Source organism: Pseudomonas sp. NPDC088368 (assembly GCF_044753445.1).
Lineage (GTDB): Bacteria > Pseudomonadota > Gammaproteobacteria > Pseudomonadales > Pseudomonadaceae > Aquipseudomonas > Aquipseudomonas bambusae.
The window spans coordinates 149,434-168,159 of the sequence record NZ_JBIVNG010000002.1 but is presented as its reverse complement, the minus strand read 5'-3'; the positions used below and the strand labels follow the sequence as shown (position 1 = coordinate 168,159).

Genomic DNA, 18,726 nt, shown 5'->3' with positions numbered 1-18,726 from the left:
GCCTGTTAGCCCAACGGGCGCGCCGCGTCCCGAGCAAACAGCGCCGCCAATTCCTCCGAAGGCACCGCCTTGCTGAAATGGAAGCCCTGCACCTCATCGCACGGATGCCGTTGCAGGCATTCCAGTTGCTCCAGGGTTTCAACGCCTTCGGCGGTGACCGTCATGCCCAGCGACCGCCCGAGGTCGATCATCGCCTGCACGATCGCCTGATCGTTGCCGCGCTCGGTCATGTGAGAGATGAAGCTGCGGTCAATCTTGATCCCGTCCAGCGGGTATTTGCGCAAGTACGCCAGCGACGAAAAGCCGGTGCCGAAATCGTCCAGGCTCAGCCGCACGCCCAGGGCACGCAGCGCCGTGAGGGTCGCGAGTGCGGCGTGAGCATGATCGAGCAGCACGCGCTCGGTGATTTCCAGTTCCAGACGGCTGGCGGGCAAACCGCTGTCGAGCAACGCGGCGGCCACCACGGCGACCACGTCTTCGTTCTCGGCCAATTGGCCCGGCGACAGGTTCACCGACAGGCCGATGTCGTCCGGCCAGGTCATCGCTTCGCGGCACGCAGTGTTCAACACCCACTGCCCCAGCGGCTGAATCAACCCGGTCTCTTCCGCGAGGCCGATGAAGGTGTCGGGCGGGAGCAGGCCGCGCTCCGGATGCTGCCAACGCACCAGCGCCTCGAAACTGCGCAGCGAGCCGCCAACGGTGGCGTAACGCGGCTGGTAATGCAGGCGCAACTGACCGTCGAGCAGCGCCTGACGCAATTCCTGTTCGAGCTGACGACGCGCCACCAGTTGGGCTTTCATGCTGTCGTCGTAGAAACACCACGTGTTGCGACCGGCGCCTTTGGCCTGATACAGCGCAATGTCACCAGTGCTCAACACCTCTGCGGCGGTGTGCGCGTTTTCCGGGGCCTGAGCGATACCGATGCTGGTGCCGATGAACACGGTCTGCCCCTCGACCTCCAACGGGCGGCACAGGTCGTCCACCACCCGCCCACACAGTTCGATGATGTCGCCTTTTCGCGACTCGCCCACCAGCACCAGAATGAATTCGTCGCCCCCGAGCCGCGCGACCATGCCATTCGGTTGCGCGTGGCTGCGCAGGCGCTGGGCGACTTCCTGCAACACAAGGTCGCCGATGGCGTGGCCCAGCGCGTCATTGATCGGCTTGAAGCGGTCCAGGTCCAGACTCAACACCGTCAGCGCTGACGGCGCCGGTCGATCCAGGTGTTCGTCGAGGAATTGGTGCAGGCGCAAGCGGTTCGACAAGCCGGTCAGGGAATCATGCAACGACAGCTGGCGAAAACGCTGCTCGCTGCTGGTCAGTTCCAGTTGGCTCGCGTGCAAGGCGTCGAATTGCGCGTCGATCTGCCGCGCCGAGGTCAGGGCGTAACGCACCAGCATCGCCAAGACGATCGCCAGCACCAGCACCCCGGAAATGAACAGCGGCAAGGTCTGTTGAAGCAGGTCCATGCCAGGCTTGGGCGGCACCCAGCCCAATTCGATGTTGGAACCGAGCAGCGGCATCTGGTCATAGCCCTGCCGTGGCGCGGGGGACACGGAGATCGTCGGCAGACCGTAGGTGTCGCTGAGGTGCGCGAGCTTGGCGGGGTCGAGAATGGTGACGAACATCATCACCGACATGGGGCCGGGCACCGGTTCGATCAGCGGGTCGGACGCCGGGCTGATGGTCGCTGCGGCCACCAGCGCGGGCACGCCGTCGACGCTGAACGCGCGCACCAGCCCGTCGTTCTCCTGAGTGGACTGACGGGCATCAGCGATCAACGCGCTTAAATCGCCTTCCAGCCAGTCGCCGGCCTGAATCATCGAGGGCTTACCGTCGATCACCGCGTAGCTGGTGCGGTCGTTGGCATCGATCACCAGCACGCCGTTGTAGCCGTACAACTCGTAGGGCACCGCGCCGACGTTGCGCTGTTCGTCAGCCCACGGTTTGTCCACCACCATGTGCAAGTGTTTGTAGGCCTCGCCCCACTTGGCGTAGTTGATGATGTTGCGCCCCACCTCGTTGCGCACCTGATCCAGCGTGCGGGAGATGAACGTGCGCGAACGCTGCTGCACGTCGCGATCCTGATTGAGCGCGTTCTGCACCAACAGGTAGCCACTCAGGCCGATCAGCAGCAACAGCGCGCAGATCGCCGGAAAGAGGCGCAGGATCAATTGGCGACTGCGACGGGTGGCGGCCCAGTCGGTCAGTGTGGGTTTGAACATGCAGACACCTGAATGCATCGACGGTAACGACCGCGGCTCGTCTGGACCGGCCGTCAGCAAGACGCTGCGGCCGACCGATGATTGCGATTGGCTATCGTAACCGGCTGTTTCTGCAGGGGCTAGCGGTCATTCTGCGAAGCGGCAGTCACCTGGTCGCGAACGGCCGCCTTGTCGATGACCGAATACACGTTGCGAATCCGCCCGTCGCTGAATTCGTAGAACACGTTTTCGGTGAACTGCACGCGCTGGCCGTTGACCGCCGCGCCAAACAGTTCGCCCACCGGGGTGCAGTCAAAACGCAGGCGGGCCGCGACGTGCGGCGGGTCTGCCAGCAGCATGTCGATCCCGAAATGCAAGTCGGGGATGGCGTGAAAATCGTTCTCCAGCATGCGTTGGTAACCTGCCAATCCGATGCGGTGGCCGTTGTAATGGGCCTCCTCATCGACAAACCGGCCGAGGTTGGCCCAGTCCTGATGGTTCAGGCAATCGATGTAACGGCGATACAGGCTGAGAATTTCGGGTTCGGACATGGGAAGCTCCCTTTTTTTATCGCTGCGGGTGCAGCCTTCGGACGTTAGGGCGCACGAGCTTCGGGTTAGTTCACCGCGACGCGGCAGGCGGTGGCGTTCGTGAAATCGTTACCCTGCGGGCCGTGCGGCCAGAGGGGAACCGAATGCAGCCTGTGAAATGGCGGCGTGCCCCGAACGCCTGGGGTCGGCCCGCTCATTATTACCAAACCCACAACACTGTTTATCCACGCTGTCGCAGGACAATTTGCCGCAGCGAAGGGATTTTTTGGTATCTTTGCGCAATTAACTAACTGGTTAATTACACACGTGATCACGCCCTGGCACCCGATGTTGCGGCGCGTCGTCACGGGATAAAACCTCTCCCCCACCACCGCCGAGGACGACCTGAAGCCCTCGGCGTCAGCAGGATCACGCAACATGACAACGTCTCGACCTACGGCATCCGTCAGTCGCTGGCCCATCTGGGTCGTCGCCTTCGGCGTGCTGGTATTTGGCTTACTGTTTTCGGCGGGCGGCGGTTACCTCGTCACCCTGGGTGGCAGCTGGTATTTCCTGCTGGCGGGCCTCGGCCTGATCGGCTCGTCGGTTCTCCTGTTTCAACGCCGCCTCGCGGGTGCCTGGCTGTTCGCGGTGGTGATGGTGCTGACCCTGATCTGGGCCGTCGTCGATGCCGGTGTGGTGTTCTGGCCGTTGGTGTCACGCCTGTTCGCACTGGGCGTGTTGAGTCTTTTGGTGGCGCTGGTCTACCCGACTCTGCGCAAGAGCAACGGTCTGGCCAGCGGTCGCGGCGGCTACGCCCTGAGCGCGCTGCTCGCCCTCGCCATGGTCGGCGGATTCTGGGGCATGTTTCAGCCCCACGCCTCGGTGTCGCCCACCGGCAATGGCCCTGAGCTGACCAAAGTCGACCCGGCCAAGGCGCAGAAAGACTGGGCGCACTACGGCAATGACGAAGGCGGCAGCCGCTTTGCTGCGCTGGACCAGATCAACCGCGGCAACGTGTCGAAGCTGGTCCCGGTCTGGACCTACCACACCGGCGACATCGCCCTCAGTGACGGCAACGGTGCCGAAGACCAGATGACCCCGCTGCAAATCGGCGACAAGGTGTTCATCTGCACCCCGCACAACAACATCATCGCGCTGGATGCCGACACCGGCAAACAGCTGTGGAAGCACGAGACCAACGCCAAATCCGCCGTCTGGCAGCGTTGCCGGGGTTTGGCGTATTTCGATGCCACCGCCGCCGTCGTAGCCCCTACCGATGGCAGCGTCCCTGCCGCGCCGGTCAGTGTTCCTGCGGGGGCGAGCTGCCAGCGCCGCCTGCTGACCAACACCATCGACGCCCGCCTGATCGCGGTCGATGCCGACACCGGCGAGTTGTGCAAAGGCTTCGGCGACAACGGCCAGATCGACCTGAAAGCCGGTCTCGGCAACGTTCCGGACTCCTACTATCAACTGTCGTCGGCACCGCTGATGGCGGGCACCACCGTCGTGGTGGGCGTTCGCGTGGCAGACAACGTGCAAACCGACATGCCCGGTGGCGTGATCCGGGGTTTCGACGTGGTCACCGGCGAGATGCGCTGGGCGTTCGACCCGGGCAACCCGGAAGACAAAAAGGCCCCGGCCGACGGCAGCACCTATGTGCGCAGCACGCCGAACAGCTGGGCGCCGATGTCTTACGATCCGGCCATGAACACCGTGTTCCTGCCGATGGGAAGTTCGTCCACGGACATCTACGGTGTCGAGCGCACCCAGCTCGATCACACCTACGGCGCGTCGGTGCTGGCGTTGAACGCGACCACCGGCCAGGAAAAATGGGTCTATCAGACCGTCCACAACGACCTCTGGGACTTCGACCTGCCGATGCAGCCGAGCCTGATCGACTTCACCAAGAAGGACGGCAGCACGGTCCCGGCGGTGGTGATCGGCACCAAGGCCGGCCAGATTTACGTCCTGGATCGCCACACCGGTCAGCCGCTGACGGAAGTGAAAGAAGTCCCGGTCAAGCCGTCGAACATCCCGAACGAACCGTACTCGCCGACGCAACCGAAATCAGTGGGCATGCCGGAAATCGGCGCGCAGACCTTGACCGAATCGGACATGTGGGGCGCGACTCCGTTCGACCAGTTGCTGTGCCGCATCTCGTTCAAGAAAATGCGCTACGACGGCCTGTACACCGCGCCGGGCACTGACATTTCGTTGAGCTTTCCGGGATCGTTGGGCGGCATGAACTGGGGCAGTCTGTCGACCGACCCGGTGCACGGTTTCATCTTCGTCAACGACATGCGTCTGGGCCTGTGGAGCCAGATGGTGCCGCAACAGAAAGACGCCAAGGCGTCGAGCGGCGGTGAAGCGCTGAACACCGGCATGGGCGCCGTACCGCTCAAAGGCACGCCGTATGCGGTGAACAAGAACCGCTTCCTGTCCGTGGCCGGGATTCCGTGCCAGGCGCCGCCGTTCGGCACCTTGACCGCCATCGACATGAAGACCCAGAAAATCGCCTGGCAAGTGCCGGTCGGTACCGTGCAGGACACCGGCCCGATGGGCATCAAAATGCACCTGCCATTGCCCATCGGCATGCCGACGCTGGGAGGCACCCTCTCCACCCAAGGCGGGCTGATCTTCATCGCCGGGACCCAGGATTACTACCTGCGCGCCTTCAACAGCGCCAACGGCGAAGAAGCCTGGAAGGCCCGCCTGCCCGTCGGCAGCCAGGGCGGCCCGATGACCTTCGTCTCGCCGAAGACCGGCAAGCAATACATCGTCATCACCGCCAGCGGCGCCCGCCAGTCGGCAGACCGTGGCGACTACGTGATTGCGTACGGATTGCCGGACGGCCAATAAAACGCGGCACATGAAAAACCCGCTGTCACCTCATGGGTGGCAGCGGGTTTTTTGTTGGCTTTCACATTCGTTTGAAAGACCGGAGCCCCCTTCATTCCGCGTCTGGCAAAAGCCGTGGGAGTGCGGGTGTGGCGCTCTACCATGCCTACGATCGGCTGGGGAAACAGCCGTAAACCCGGCTGACGCAGCAGGCCTGAAACAACGAAGGTGTTTGATTTTGCTGTCGCTTCGCGCCAGATCGCAGGCAAGCCGGCTCCCACGCCTTCGGCAGAAGCGGGATTGATGCACGATCCGAGCTTTTGATTCTGGCCGGAGGCCGTGGGGGCGCTCCTTCGGCAGAGGCAGATCGGTGGCGCAACCTAGGTTTTTGATTCTGGCCGAAGGCCGTGGGAGTTGGCTCGCCTACGATCTGGCGCGAAGCGGCAGTAAATTCAGCGCATGCAGTGTGTCAGAGCTACCCCGTCGCCAAGGGGTACGACTGCCGCGCCGCCGGTCGTCTGAGCATAGCCCGGAGCAAGCAATGCTCTCATGCCTTCTCTCACGCTTTCGGCAGAAGCGGGATTGATGCACGATCCGAGCTTTTGATTCTGGCCGGAGGCCGTGGGGGCGCTCCTTCGGCAGAGGCAGATCGGTGGCGCAACCTAGGTTTTTGATTCTGGCCGAAGGCCGTGGGAGTTGGCTCGCCTACGATCTGGCGCGAAGCGGCAGTAAATTCAGCGCATGCAGTGTGTCAGAGCTACCCCGTCGCCAAGGGGTACGACTGCCGCGCCGCCGGTCGTCTGAGCATAGCCCGGAGCAAGCAATGCTCTCATGCCTTCTCTCACACTTTCGGCAGAAGCGGGAGTGATGCACGATCCGAGCTTTTGATTCTGGCCGGAGGCCGTGGGAGTTGGCTCGCCTACGATCTGGCGCGAAGCGGCAGTAAATTCAGCGCATGCAGTGTGTCAGAACTACCGCGTCGCTAGGGATTACGACTGCTGTGCAGCCGATCGGCTGATCGCAGTCCGGAGCAAGCAATGCTCTCACGCCTTCGGCAGAAGCGGGATTGATGCACGCGGCCTCAATTTCCCGCCACTTGCGCCACTTCACCCGAGGTCACCAGCGCTTTGAGCGAGGCGTCGAACTGTTTCAAGGCGTGGACTTGCAACGCGCGCTGTTGATCGATCTGCGCGGCAATTTCAGGGGCGGCCTTGTCGTGAACCCAGACCGATGTCAGCTCCTGAGCACCCGCACCTTCCGCTTTACCAATATATTGCAGGTTTTCGTCATAAAACTTGGCGACAAACCGTGCCTCTACTTTGCTATTACGCTGGGTCACGAGCTGGTTGTAGGTGTCGAGCATGACCACCACATCAGGGCGCGCTTTCATCAACGCATCGAGATTGTCGTAAACAGTGACCGACGCAAACTCTTTGGCAATCGACGCTTTGAGCCAATCGATCGCCAGCTTCGGATCGGAGCTGTTGACGAACGCCTCACGAATCCGAGAATCCAGCGCGCCATTTTTGACGCCCTTCAATGCCACGGCGTGATAACGCTCAAGGTATTCGAGCGTGCTGACGGTGTTTTCGCTGTAAAGAACGCCCACCGACTGAGTTTTTCTCAAGGCAATGTTGCTGTCAGCCACGGGCACGAAATGGCAGGAATGTTCATCCACAGCAGCGGTGGCCGCATAAACAGGCGCGGTGGCAGCGATGCCCCCAGTGAGGACGGCGACAAGTGTCAGCAGGGTTGAAATTCTCATCGCGGGTGTCCTCTAACGCCAGTTCGGTATGGCTCTATCCTGCTCCTTTGCTGGAAAAAAAGAACTCCCGATTGGTGATGTTCACTATCGATTTCACGAATGGTAGACAGACGGAAAAGGTCCTTTACGTTTTACTGAATAAAGCAACTTCGCCCTATGCTTATACGGACTAACTCAGAAGGCCAAGTTACCGATTACTTGCCGAACTTTATGCAGCGCCTGTTGTAATGCATTCATGTCCACCGACCCGAGTGCCAACCGAATCGCATGAGGCACCGGGCTGGAAATGGCGAACGGTTCGGCGGTGGACACCGCCACGTTCATCGACAACAACGCCACCGCGACCTGATCCGCCCGCACCTCTTCCGGCAGGGGCAGCCACAGAAAATACGACGCGGGATGGCCGATGACCTTCAGCCCCTCCAAGGCTTTCCGGGCCAGGGTTTGCCGTTTCCTCGCATCTTCACGTTTTTCCGCTTCGAGCCGCAGGACGGTGCCGTCTTCGATCCAGCCACAGACCAGCGCGGTCATCACCCCCGGCGTGTTCCAGGTGGTCGCCCGTATTGTCCGTTCAATCGCAGGCACCCACTGCAACGGCGCGACCACGAACCCAACGCGCAAGCCGGTGGCGATGTTTTTCGAGAAGCCCGAGACGTAGACCGTCAGCTCCGGGGCCAGCGCTCGCAGCGGCGCAGGGGGCGAATCGGCGAGAAAGGCATAGGCCGCGTCTTCGATCAACAACAAACCGTGTGTTCGTGCGATGCCGACCAGACGCTCGCGCCAAGGCAAATCCATGACCCAGCCCATGGGGTTGTGCAGGGTCGGCATCGCATACACCGCCTTGATCCGGCGTTTTCGACACAGCGCCTCTAACGCCTCCAGATCAGGGCCGGTGTCGGTCAGCGGGATCGCCACCAGTTCCAACCGATGGGCGTCGGCGATCACCTTGAAACCCGAATAGGTCAACGCATCCACCGCGACCACGTCCCCCGGTTTGAGCAAGCCCATCACCGTCGCTGCCAGCCCGTGTTGAGCGCCGCTGACGATCAACACTTCTTCCGCTTCGACCTGCAATCCCCGCTCCGCCAGATGTCGGGCCATGCAGGCCCGTTCATGGCCTCTGCCCGCGTGAGGCTGATAGCGCAGCAACGCCTCCAGGTCCCCTGACAACGCCAGTTGCCGCAACCCCACGCGCAATAACTCCGCCTGTTCCGGTAATGCCGGGTAGTTGAAGTTCAGGTCCAGCACGCCCACGGCGGCTGCCTGTTGATCGACGCCATGGCTCAGCGGTAGCGCAATCTCGCGAACGAAGGTGCCGCGCCCGGCTTCGCCGCTGATCAGGCCCATCGCCTCCAGCTCGGCATAGACCCGAGACGCCGTGACCAGTGCCAGCCCTTCTTGCTCGGCCAATTGGCGGTGGGTCGGCAAACGCGTGCCTGGCGGCAAGGCGCCCGACGCGATGTCGCTGGCAAAGGTGTCGACGAGGGTTTTGTAGCGGGCGCGGGGCATGGGGCTGTATCCATTACAATTTTTTGATTGTCCTGATACTGCGCCTTAGGATGCGTCAACTGCAACCTGGCACCGGACGATCAGCATGGAAAACGCATCGAAACTGCAACACGGCAATCCCGTGAAAGCCTCCAGCGGCTGGCTGAACGGACTGATTGGGGTGGTGATCTTCAGTGGCTCGCTGCCCGCGACACGCATCGCGGTGCAGGAAATCGCGCCGGTGTTCCTGACCGTTGCCCGGGCCTCCATCGCGGGTGCCGTGGCGCTGTGCATGCTGCTGTTGCTCAAGGAACGGCGCCCGGCGCGGCATCACATCCTGCCGCTGTGCATCGTCGCGTTGGGCGTCGTGCTCGGCTTTCCGCTGCTCACGGCGCTGGCCTTGCAATACGTCACGTCCGCGCATTCCATTGTCTTCGTCGGCCTGTTGCCATTGGCGACCGCAGTCTTCGCCGTATTGCGCGGCGGTGAACGGCCCAAGCCAGCGTTCTGGCTGTTCTCGGTGCTGGGTAGCGCGCTGGTGGTGGGGTTTGCAGTGTCTCAGGGGCTGTCGCAAGGACTGAAAGCCTCCCCGGTCGGCGACTGCCTGATGCTGCTGGCGATCCTCGCGTGTGGGTTGGGCTATGCCGAAGGGGCGAAAGTCTCGCGGACCCTCGGCGGCTGGCAGGTGATCTGCTGGGCGCTGGTGATTTCCCTGCCCTTGATGCTGGCGCTGACTGCATTTACCGCCCCGCTCACCCTTGCCCACCTGAGTTGGCCGGCATGGCTGAGCCTGGGTTACGTCTCGTTGTTCAGCATGCTGATCGGGTTCGTGTTCTGGTATCGCGGGCTGGTACAAGGCGGGATCGCGGCCGTGGGGCAGTTGCAACTGCTGCAACCGTTTTTCGGACTGGCACTGGCGGCCACATTGCTTTATGAACAGGTCAGCGTCGGGATGATCGGCGTCACCGTCGCGGTGATTCTGTGTGTGGCAGCGGCGCGCCGGTTCTCTCGCTGAACGCGCTCAGTTGCTCAGGGCTGCGGCCGTGCGTCTGCCGTACACCAGCAGCCCGCTGAAACAGATCAACGCCATGCCCGCCACCGAGAACAGCGCCGGGTAATTGCCGAAGAAAAGCATCCCGTACAGCGTGGCAAACACGATCTGCAAATAGCCCAGCGGCGCGAGCGCGGACGACGAAGCGTAGCGGTAGGATTTCGAGATCAGGAAATGCGCCGACAGACCCAGGCTGCCCAGTACCAGCAACATCAGCCATTGGGTCAACGTCGGGCTGACCCAGAAAAACGGCACCACCAGGCTCAACAGTGCGGTGCTGAACACCCCCACATAAAAGCTGCACACCGACGGGCTGTCCGACTCCCCGGCCAGTTGCGTCAACAGTTGGTACACCGCGAAGCAGAACGCACAAGCCAGCGGGAACAGCATCCACAGCGAAAATCCGTCACTGGCCGGGTTGATCACCACCAGCACACCGATGAACCCGACGATCACCGACACCCACTGCAAACGGTCGGCGCGAATGCCGAACAGCAGCGGCGAAAGGATCGTGACGAAGGCCGGTGCCAGGAACACCAGCGCGGTTGATTCGGCCAACGGCACGTGAGTCAGGCCAAACAGAAACGTCAGGCTGTCGCCCAACAGAAACACGGCCCTGAGCAGATGCAGCCAAGGGCGTTTGGTGTGGAACGCGGCGCGGCTTTTCTCCCGGATGATCACGCTGGTGACCAGCAAGGTGTGAATCAGATACCGCGCCCAGGCCACGAAAATAACCGGCAGTACAAAGATCAGGCTTTTGGACAGCGCATCGTGGGTGGCGAACACAAACGCCACGCCCACCATCAGCCACATGCCGATCACATGGCTGGAACGGGAAGAAACAGTCATCGAACCGCCGGACAGTCAAAAGGTGTGCAGGAATGCGCGGGAGTACACCACAGTTGAGGCCACGGGTCCAAGCAGGCCGCCGCCCGCAGAGGATTCGATGTCGGTCGCAGACATTGAGTACGACACCTCCTCCCCTGTAGGAGCGAATTCATTCGCGAAGTGGGTTCAGGCGATGGAGATGTATTGGCTGTACCGGCCCTTTCGCGAATGAATTCGCTCCCACAGGGGATCTGCGTCAAGGCAGTCACAGGTGCACCGCCTGACACACCGCCTTCGCGGCCGTCGTAACCTCCGGCTGCTCCTACAGGGAATTTGCGTCAAGGCAGTGACAAATTCATCGCCTGACACACCGCCTTCGCGGCCGTCGTACCTCCGGCTGCTCCCACAGGGTTCGATGTTGGTCTCAAACCTTGAGTACGACACCCCTCCCCTGTAGGAGCGAATTCATTCGCGAAGGGGGTTCAGGCGATGGAGATGCGTCGACTGTACCGCCGGTTCGCGAATGAATTCGCTCCTACAGGAAAGGAACGTCGTCGGACAATGCCCTGTGAATCCGGCTATCCGTGCGCCTACTTCGTGCGACTCACCCGCCACACCTTATTCCCCACGTCATCCGCCACCAGCAACGCACCCTGCTGGTCCAGAATCACGCCCACCGGACGTCCCTGAGCCTCGCCATCGGCATTGAGAAACCCGGTGAGGAAGTCGATGGGCATGCCTGACGGTTTGCCGTTGTCGAAGCCGATGAACACGACCTTGTAGCCCGATTGCGGGTTGCGGTTCCAGGAGCCGTGTTCGCCGACGAACACACCGTTGGAGAAGTTCTCGGGCATGCCTTTGGCGTCGGAATAGGTCAGGCCCAGCGGCGCTACGTGGGTGCCGAGGGCGTAATCGGGGGCGATGGCCTTGGCGACCATGTCCGGACGCGGTGGCTGGACGCGAACGTCCACGTGGCCGCCGTAATAACTCCACGGCCAGCCGTAGAATGCGCCGTCTTTCACCGAGGTCAGGTAATCCGGCACCAGGTCGCTGCCGATTTCGTCACGCTCGTTGACCACGGTCCACAACTCGGTGCTGCCCGGTTTCCAGATCAGGCCGTTGGGGTTGCGCAGGCCGCTGGCGAAGAGGCGCTTCTGGCCGGTCTTGGCGTCCACTTCCCAGATCGCCGCCCGGCCCTCTTCCGCTTCCAGGCCGTTCTCGCCGACGTTGCTGTTGGAGCCGACGGTGACGTACAGCTTGCTGCCGTCAGCGTTGGCCACGATGTTCTTGGTCCAGTGATGGTTCAGGCCCGCTGGCAGGTCGGTGACTTTGACCGGCGTGGCGGTGATTTCCGTCTGGCCTGCGGTGTACGGCACTTTCACCACCGCGTCGGCATTGGCGATGAACAGCTCGTTGCCCACCAGTGCCATGCCATACGGCGACGTCAGGCCGCTGATGAAGACCGTGTGCACCTCGGCCTTGCCGTCGCCATCGGCATCACGCAGCAAGGTGATGCGGTTGGCGCTCGGCGCTTCGGCTCCGGCGCGGTCCATGACGATCCCGGTGGCCTTGCGCTTGGCCCACGCCATGAACCCGCTGCCGCCATCCTTCGACCCTTCCGGTTTCGGCGGCGTGTTGCTCTCGGCCACCAACACATCGCCGTTCGGCAGTTTGTACAGCCAGCGCGGGTGCTGAAGGTTGTCGGCCAGCGCCTGCACCTTGAAACCCTGCGGCGCCTTCGGCGTGTCATCGCCCTTCCAGCCCACGGCCTTTGACACCTTGAGCGTCGGAATCAGGCTGCTGGTCGGCTCCGGCAATTGCGGGTTGGGCCCGACACCGGCCTGAAACGGCAATTTGGAATTCTCTCCACAGGCACTCAACAGCGCCGCGGTGGTCATCAGCAGTACAACGCGTTGCGACGGCTTCATCATTCGAACCTCTTGGCGGCCATCCATGGGCCGAATTGGAATTGACCGAAGTATCGCCCTGTCGCCCGACACCGAACAGGCCGGGGGCCACAAATGAGATTTGTCCTTCAGGCACGAATAACCGACCGCACGGAACGCACAAGGGTTCAACTGCCCGGCCTGTTGCGCTCATGCCCGGAACGACACACGCCGCTCACTTCACCAACCGCTTCTCCTTCGATGGCCGATAACCGAAGTACGAGCTGTAGCACTTGCTGAAGTGGCTCGGCGAGACAAACCCGCAGGCCACCAGCACTTCAACCTGTGACAGTTCGGTGTGCTGCAACAGGCGGCGGGCTTCGGTGATGCGCAGTTCGAGGTAGTAGCGCTGGGGCGTGGTGCCCAGTTGTTCCTTGAACAGCCGTTCGATCTGCCGCCGTGAGCGTCCGGCATAGACCGCCAGCTGCTCCATTTCCAGCGGTTCTTCAAGGTTGGCGTCCATCAGTTTGACGACTTCCTTGAGCGGCGCGCTGACGGAGATGTGCGGGCTGGGTTTGATGCGGCGGTAGCGCGATTCTTCGAACGACAGGATGTCTTCGATGCCTTCCACCAACGCCTTGTCGTGGAGTTCCTTGATCCACTCCAGCGCCATGTGAAACGCCCCGGACGGGCTGGATGCCGTAAGTCGCTGGCGGTCGACGACGAAGGGTTCGCTGGTGACGTGGGTGACCTTTGAAATCTCCGCCAGCGCCGGGCGATGCTCGGGGTGAATCGCGCATCGGTAGCCTTCCAGCAGACCGGCGGCGCCGAGAAACCAGGCGCCGTTCCATAGTCCTGCCAGGGTCAGGCCCAGGTCGGAAGCGGTGATCAGCAGGTGGTTCAGCGACTCCATGACCTTGAGTTCGGTGCGGTAGCCGCCGCAGATCACCAGCAGGTCCAGATCCTTGAGCGCCGACAGTTCAAGGCGCGCGTCCGGGCGGATGACCAGGCCCAGGTCGCTGGTCACCTCGCCGTCCTGCAACCCGAAGGTGCGCGACGAAAACAGCTTCGGGCGCAACAGGTTGGCCGTGACGAGGGTGTCGAGAAACTGGGTGAAGGCCGGCAGGGAAAAATGTTCGAGCAGCAGGAAGCCTGCCCGGGTGGTCGCAGAGGGTGTCTTTTTATTGTCGTCCAGATAACGAAGGTTCTTGCCCTTCATGCCCCCACTGAACTCGCGTCTTTCGCTCAACGTTTGCCTCTTCGCTTGAAAACAGGCGCCCGGATGCGGGCGCCGCGCACGTGCCGATGACTCGACGCCTACGCCAGCTGGAAGCCGTGGGCGAGTGGATCGCGGTCATCGACAAAAATGGTGTTGTGGCCGGTCACGCGGGCCCAGCCGGCGATGCTGGGTTTCATGCCGTCGAATTCGCCGACCTTGATCGCGGCCTCGACTTTGCCCTCGTAGAGAGTACCGATCAAACTCTCGTGCCGGTAGAGGTCGCCCACATTCAAGCGGCCTTTGCCGAATAACTGCGCCATTCGCGCCGAAGTCCCGGTGCCACCGGGTGAACGGTCGATGGCCTTGTCGCCATAGAACACCGCGCAGCGTCCGTGGGCGGTGGGGTCTTTCGGGGCGTCGCACCAGATGACGTGGTGCACACCGCTGATGCGTGGGTTTTCCGGGTGGACGGGCTGGCTGATGTGGGCCAATGCCGCCCGCAGCTTCACGCTCAGGTCAACGATGTCTGCCGTGGTCTGCCCTTCCAGGCCGCGCCAGTTGGCCTGGGGTTCGACCACTGCGTAGAAATTGCCGCCGTAGGCGATGTCCACCTTCAGCGTGCCCACGCCCGGCACCTCCACCTCCACGTCGGCGCTGTGCAGGTAGCTGGCGACGTTGTGCAGGCGCACCGAATCGACGAAGCCGTTGTTCACCTCATACGCCACGTCGACCCGACCCGCCGGGGTTTCGATGGCCAGTTGGCCGGGCACTTTCGGGGTGATCAGGCCTTCTTCGATGACCACCGTGGACAGCCCGATGGTGCCCGCGCCGCACATGGGCAGGCAGCCGCTGACTTCGATGAACAGCGCGCCGAAGTCGCAGTCGCTGCGGACCGTGGGGTAGATGATCACGCCCGACATGATGTCGTGGCCGCGAGGCTCGAACATCAGCGCCGTGCGCACCCAGTCGTGATCGCGAACGAAAATCTCGCGGCGCTCGGCCATGGACACCGACGGCAGCAACGGCCCGCCCCCGGCCACCACGCGCACCGGGTTGCCACAGGCGTGGGAATCGATACAGAAAAAACTACGTCTCATGTGGGAAATCCTTCAGACCGTTTTGGAAGGCCTAAACCAGCTTGGTTGGAGAGTGCCGCTGCAAGGCGCCCCGGGACAATCGATCCAGCAACAGCGCGATGGCGACGATGGCCAGACCGGCGCGCAAGCCCAGGCCCATTTCCATCCGCGACAGCCCTCGCGTGACTTCCGCACCGAGACCGCCCGCCCCCACCAGCCCCGCCAGCACCACCATCGCCAGCGACATGAGGATGCACTGGTTCAGCCCCACCAACAGGGTCGGTGCGGCGGTGGGCAGTTCGATCTTGAACAGAATGTCCTTGGGCGACGCACCGGAGGCTTGGCCCAGTTCCAACAGGTCCTTGGGCAGCTGTTTGAACGCTAGCGTGGTCAGGCGCAGCATCGGCGGGATGCCATAAACGATGGTGGCGATGATCGCAGGCACCCGGCCGAGGCTGAACAGAATCACGGCCGGGATCAGGTACACCCATGGCGGCACGGTCTGCATGATGTTGAGGATCGGCTGGAACGCGTCGTCCACGCGCTTGACCCGCGCCGCCAGCACGCCGAGCGGGAACGCGATGGCCACCGAAATCAGCACCGCCACCGAGACCAGCGCGACGGTTTGCATCGACGCCACCCACAGCCCGGAAAACAGACAAAACGCCAACATCAGCGCGGCGAACACCGCCACGCGTTTGGTGGCGAAAATGAACGCCGCGACGAACACGATGCCGATCAGCACGTAAGGATGCGGCGCCAACAGCACGCGCTCCACCAGCCCCAATACCGCCTCAACGATCTGGCTGATGAACACGAACAACCCGTGCAAATTGGCGTTCAGCCAGTCGATGGCCGGAGCGAGGAATTCGCCGGGGGAAAAACGCAGGTCCGCAGTCATTGGGCTTCTCCCGTACGCGACCGGGCGGCGCTCTGGGCCAGGCGGTCGAGGATCATGGTCAGGATGACGATGGCAATCGCCGCGTTGATCGACTTGGCGATGTCCAGCGTGCGCACCGCGCCGTAGATCGATTCACCTAGCCCACCGGAACCGACGATCCCGGCGATCACCACCATGCCGAAGGCCATCATCAGGCTCTGGTTCACCCCGGCCATGATGCTCGGCATCGCGAACGGCAGGCGGATCTTGAAAAACATCTGCCAGCCGGTCACACCGCTGGCGTCGCCCAGTTCGATGAAATGATTGGAGGTCATGCGAATCCCCAGCGAGGTCAGGCGCAAGGCCGGTGGCAGCGCGACGATGAAGGTCGCCAGCAACGCCGTGGCCGGACCGTAGCCCAACAGCGCAATCGCGGGCAGCAGGTAGATGTAGGGCGGCATGGTTTGCACCAGGTCCAGGCACGGATCCACGACCCGGTCGAACGCCGGAGTCAGCCCTGCCAGCACGCCCAGCGGAATCGCCACGACCAACGCCAGAAAGGTCGCCGTCAGCACCAGCGCCAACGTGCTCACCGTTTCCGGCCATAGCCCGATGAACGCGCAAAACGCCAAGGCCAGGCCTGACAGGATCGCAAACCGCACGCCAATCAAGCGCCAGCCGAGCAACGCAAAAACGATCGCCACGACGTAGAACGGCGGCCAGGCGATGCACCACAGCACGGCCTTGTATAAACCGGTCAAGGCGCTGTTGGCCGCATCGAACAGAAACTCGCCGTGGTCGGCCAGCCACCCAAGCGCGGAGTCGATGGCCTCGTCGAATTGACTGGAAAAATCGGGCGTGTTCATGCCGAGGCCTCCAGCGCCGCGACGTTCGCCGAGGCCGCGAATTCGTTGGGAATGCCCTGCACGCCCCGCAGCAGGTCGCGGGAGGTGATGATGCCGACGACACTGCCGTTTTCCACGACTGCCAGCGCGTCGCGCTCGGACTTCATGGTCAGGCCGATCAGTTCGTCGATGTCGGCGCTGGGCGAGGTTTTGGTCAGGCGCTGAATGTCGCAACCGGGGTTGGCCGCCTTGTACGCATCGACCGGGGTCATCACCGAATGGGCTTTCACCAGGTGCAGGCGGGAGATGCCCGCGACGAACTCGGCCACGTAATCGTCGGCCGGGTTGAGCACGATGTCCTCGGCGGTGCCGACCTGAATGATCGCGCCGTCTTTCATGATCGCAATGCGGTCACCGATGCGGATCGCTTCATCGAGGTCGTGGGTGATGAACACCGCTGACTTGCCCAGCTCTTTGGTCAGTTGGCGGAACTCGTCTTGCAGCTGTCGGCGAATCAACGGGTCGAGGGCGCTGAACGGCTCGTCCATCAGGATGATTTCCGGGTCCGCCGTGATGGCGCGGGCCAGACCGACACGCTGTTGCATGCCGCCGGACAGCTCGCTCGGGTAGCGGGAGGACCACTCGCTGAGGCCAACTTTCGCCAGCGCGCGCTCGGCGACCTGATAGCGCTCGGCCTTGCCGATGCCCTGCACTTCCAGGCCGAACGCGGTGTTTTCCAGCACCGTGCGGTTGGGCAGCAGCGCCACACTCTGGAAGACCATGCCGATGTGGCGGGCACGGACTTCACGCAATTGGGCCGGGCTCAGGGCCGACAGGTCTTTGCCTTTGACGATGACCTTGCCTGAGCTCGGGGTGATCAGCTTGTTGAGCAACCTGATCAGGGTGGACTTGCCACTGCCGGACAACCCCATGATGCAAAAGATCTCCCCACGGCGAACCTGGAGACTGACGTCCGAGACCCCGACCACGCAGCTGAAATCTTGCAGAATCCGGCTCTTGGTCAGGCCTTGCTGCACGACAGCGTTCATCGCGGCAGGTGCGCTTTTCCCGAAGATTTTCCAGACGTTCTGGCAATCCACCAGCACTTCGTTCGTATCGATTTTAGCCGTAGTCATGTCGTAACCCGTCGAGTCAGTGGTGCTGACTTCTCTCATTGATCAAAAGGCGGCAGTGGCAAAAAAGGTGCAGCAATCGCTCAGTTCTTCACTCAGTTCTTGACGTTTTCCCAACGCTTGAGCAGGTCGGCGTGGCTGTCGGTCCAGTCTTTGACGGCCTGGTCCATGGTCTTGCCGTCCTTGACCTGGGTGTTGATCCCGGTGATGTCGGCAATCGGCACGTAGACGCTGGCCATCAGCTCGCGAGCGTGGGGATAATCCGCCGCGAAGCCTTTGTGGCCGATCCAGTAGTAACCCTGTGGCGGCGGGAAGACGCCTTTCGGGTCTTTGAGGAATTTCACGTCGTATTTCTGCACCATCCACGACGGCTCCCAGATGGTCACGGCGATGGGTTCCTTGCGGTCCACGGCGGACTTCAGCGCAGCGGTCATGGCCGCGGTACTGCCTTCCACCAGTTGCAGCTTGAGGTCATAGCCCTTGACCACATTGGTGGCGTCTTTCATCAGGCCCGACCCCGGCTCGATGCCGATGATCTTGCCGCCGAACTTGTCGGCGTTGGCGTTCAGTTGTTCGATGGAGTCGATGTCCACGTACTTCGGAACGGCCAGGCCTTGATAGAGGCCGTGGGACACTGGCGACAGTTTTTCCAGCCGGTTCTTGTTCTTGTTCCAGTAGTCGGACGCGGCGTAGTCGGTCTGGGAAGCCAGCACCTGCACGTCGCCCTTGGTCAGCGCGGCGTAAGCGATGCCCCATTCAGAGAACTCCACCACCTTGACGGTGTAGCCCGAGTCTTCGAGGACTTTCTTGGTGATGCCGGTGATGGGCGTCAAATCCTCCCAGTTCATGGTCCCGACGGTGATGGTCTTTTCCTCTGCCTGAACCGGCAGCGTCATCACGCCCACGACAGCCACCGCGCAAACGGCCTTCCAGATGTTCTTCATGGCATTCCCCGATCTACGTTGATGAAACTTGAGTGT

Annotated in this window: 14 protein-coding genes; 2 read left to right on the top strand and 12 right to left on the bottom strand. The window is 62.3% G+C overall.

Going from position 1 to position 18,726, the window contains the following annotated elements:
• Positions 1 to 5: 5 nt before the first annotated feature.
• Positions 6 to 2,225 carry an EAL domain-containing protein gene (locus tag ACIQAL_RS04175; protein WP_401142768.1) on the bottom strand — a complete coding sequence of 740 codons (2,220 nt, stop codon included), beginning with the start codon at positions 2,223 to 2,225 and terminating at the stop codon, positions 6 to 8.
• Between the two features lie 119 nt (positions 2,226 to 2,344).
• Positions 2,345 to 2,755, bottom strand: coding sequence for an ester cyclase (locus ACIQAL_RS04170; RefSeq protein ID WP_401142765.1), 411 nt, complete (start codon positions 2,753 to 2,755; stop codon positions 2,345 to 2,347).
• Between the two features lie 417 nt (positions 2,756 to 3,172).
• Between ACIQAL_RS04170 and ACIQAL_RS04165 the strand changes: the two genes are divergently transcribed.
• A complete protein-coding gene (locus tag ACIQAL_RS04165) occupies positions 3,173 to 5,596 on the top strand; it encodes a glucose/quinate/shikimate family membrane-bound PQQ-dependent dehydrogenase (RefSeq protein WP_401142762.1) in 2,424 nt (807 codons plus the stop codon).
• A 1,060-nt stretch (positions 5,597 to 6,656) separates the two neighbouring features.
• On the opposite strand, the gene ACIQAL_RS04160 is transcribed toward ACIQAL_RS04165, so the two are convergent.
• Both ACIQAL_RS04160 and ACIQAL_RS04155 read right to left on the bottom strand, forming a co-directional pair.
• A complete protein-coding gene (locus ACIQAL_RS04160; protein ID WP_401142759.1) occupies positions 6,657 to 7,340 on the bottom strand; it encodes an ATPase in 684 nt (227 codons plus the stop codon).
• 174 nt (positions 7,341 to 7,514) lie between these two features.
• Positions 7,515 to 8,849: a PLP-dependent aminotransferase family protein gene (locus tag ACIQAL_RS04155; RefSeq protein ID WP_401142756.1), complete on the bottom strand. Its 1,335-nt coding sequence runs from the start codon at positions 8,847 to 8,849 to the stop codon at positions 7,515 to 7,517.
• An 85-nt stretch (positions 8,850 to 8,934) separates the two neighbouring features.
• Between ACIQAL_RS04155 and ACIQAL_RS04150 the strand changes: the two genes are divergently transcribed.
• Complete coding sequence (locus tag ACIQAL_RS04150; protein ID WP_401142754.1) at positions 8,935 to 9,843, top strand: DMT family transporter; 909 nt, start codon at positions 8,935 to 8,937, stop codon at positions 9,841 to 9,843.
• Between the two features lie 6 nt (positions 9,844 to 9,849).
• On the opposite strand, the gene ACIQAL_RS04145 is transcribed toward ACIQAL_RS04150, so the two are convergent.
• From ACIQAL_RS04145 to ACIQAL_RS04110, 8 genes are all read right to left on the bottom strand, one after another.
• Complete coding sequence (locus ACIQAL_RS04145; protein WP_341958597.1) at positions 9,850 to 10,728, bottom strand: DMT family transporter; 879 nt, start codon at positions 10,726 to 10,728, stop codon at positions 9,850 to 9,852.
• Positions 10,729 to 11,297: 569 nt separating this feature from the next.
• Positions 11,298 to 12,638 carry a PQQ-dependent sugar dehydrogenase gene (locus tag ACIQAL_RS04140; protein WP_401142751.1) on the bottom strand — a complete coding sequence of 447 codons (1,341 nt, stop codon included), beginning with the start codon at positions 12,636 to 12,638 and terminating at the stop codon, positions 11,298 to 11,300.
• Between the two features lie 190 nt (positions 12,639 to 12,828).
• Complete coding sequence (locus tag ACIQAL_RS04135; protein ID WP_256665461.1) at positions 12,829 to 13,842, bottom strand: GlxA family transcriptional regulator; 1,014 nt, start codon at positions 13,840 to 13,842, stop codon at positions 12,829 to 12,831.
• Positions 13,843 to 13,910: 68 nt separating this feature from the next.
• Entirely contained in the window at positions 13,911 to 14,909 is a 999-nt protein-coding gene (locus ACIQAL_RS04130) for a 4-hydroxyproline epimerase (protein WP_401142747.1), read from the bottom strand.
• A gap of 31 nt (positions 14,910 to 14,940) precedes the next feature.
• The gene (locus ACIQAL_RS04125; protein ID WP_401142746.1) at positions 14,941 to 15,789 is read right to left on the bottom strand and encodes an ABC transporter permease; all 849 of its coding nucleotides are present in this window, start codon (positions 15,787 to 15,789) and stop codon (positions 14,941 to 14,943) included.
• Positions 15,786 to 16,634 carry an ABC transporter permease gene (locus tag ACIQAL_RS04120; protein ID WP_401142743.1) on the bottom strand — a complete coding sequence of 283 codons (849 nt, stop codon included), beginning with the start codon at positions 16,632 to 16,634 and terminating at the stop codon, positions 15,786 to 15,788. Before ACIQAL_RS04120 ends, ACIQAL_RS04125 begins: the two co-directional genes overlap by 4 nt.
• A complete protein-coding gene (locus tag ACIQAL_RS04115; RefSeq protein ID WP_401142740.1) occupies positions 16,631 to 17,749 on the bottom strand; it encodes a glycine betaine/L-proline ABC transporter ATP-binding protein in 1,119 nt (372 codons plus the stop codon). Before ACIQAL_RS04115 ends, ACIQAL_RS04120 begins: the two co-directional genes overlap by 4 nt.
• A gap of 92 nt (positions 17,750 to 17,841) precedes the next feature.
• Positions 17,842 to 18,690 carry a glycine betaine ABC transporter substrate-binding protein gene (locus ACIQAL_RS04110; protein ID WP_401142737.1) on the bottom strand — a complete coding sequence of 283 codons (849 nt, stop codon included), beginning with the start codon at positions 18,688 to 18,690 and terminating at the stop codon, positions 17,842 to 17,844.
• Between the last annotated feature and the right edge of the window lie 36 nt (positions 18,691 to 18,726).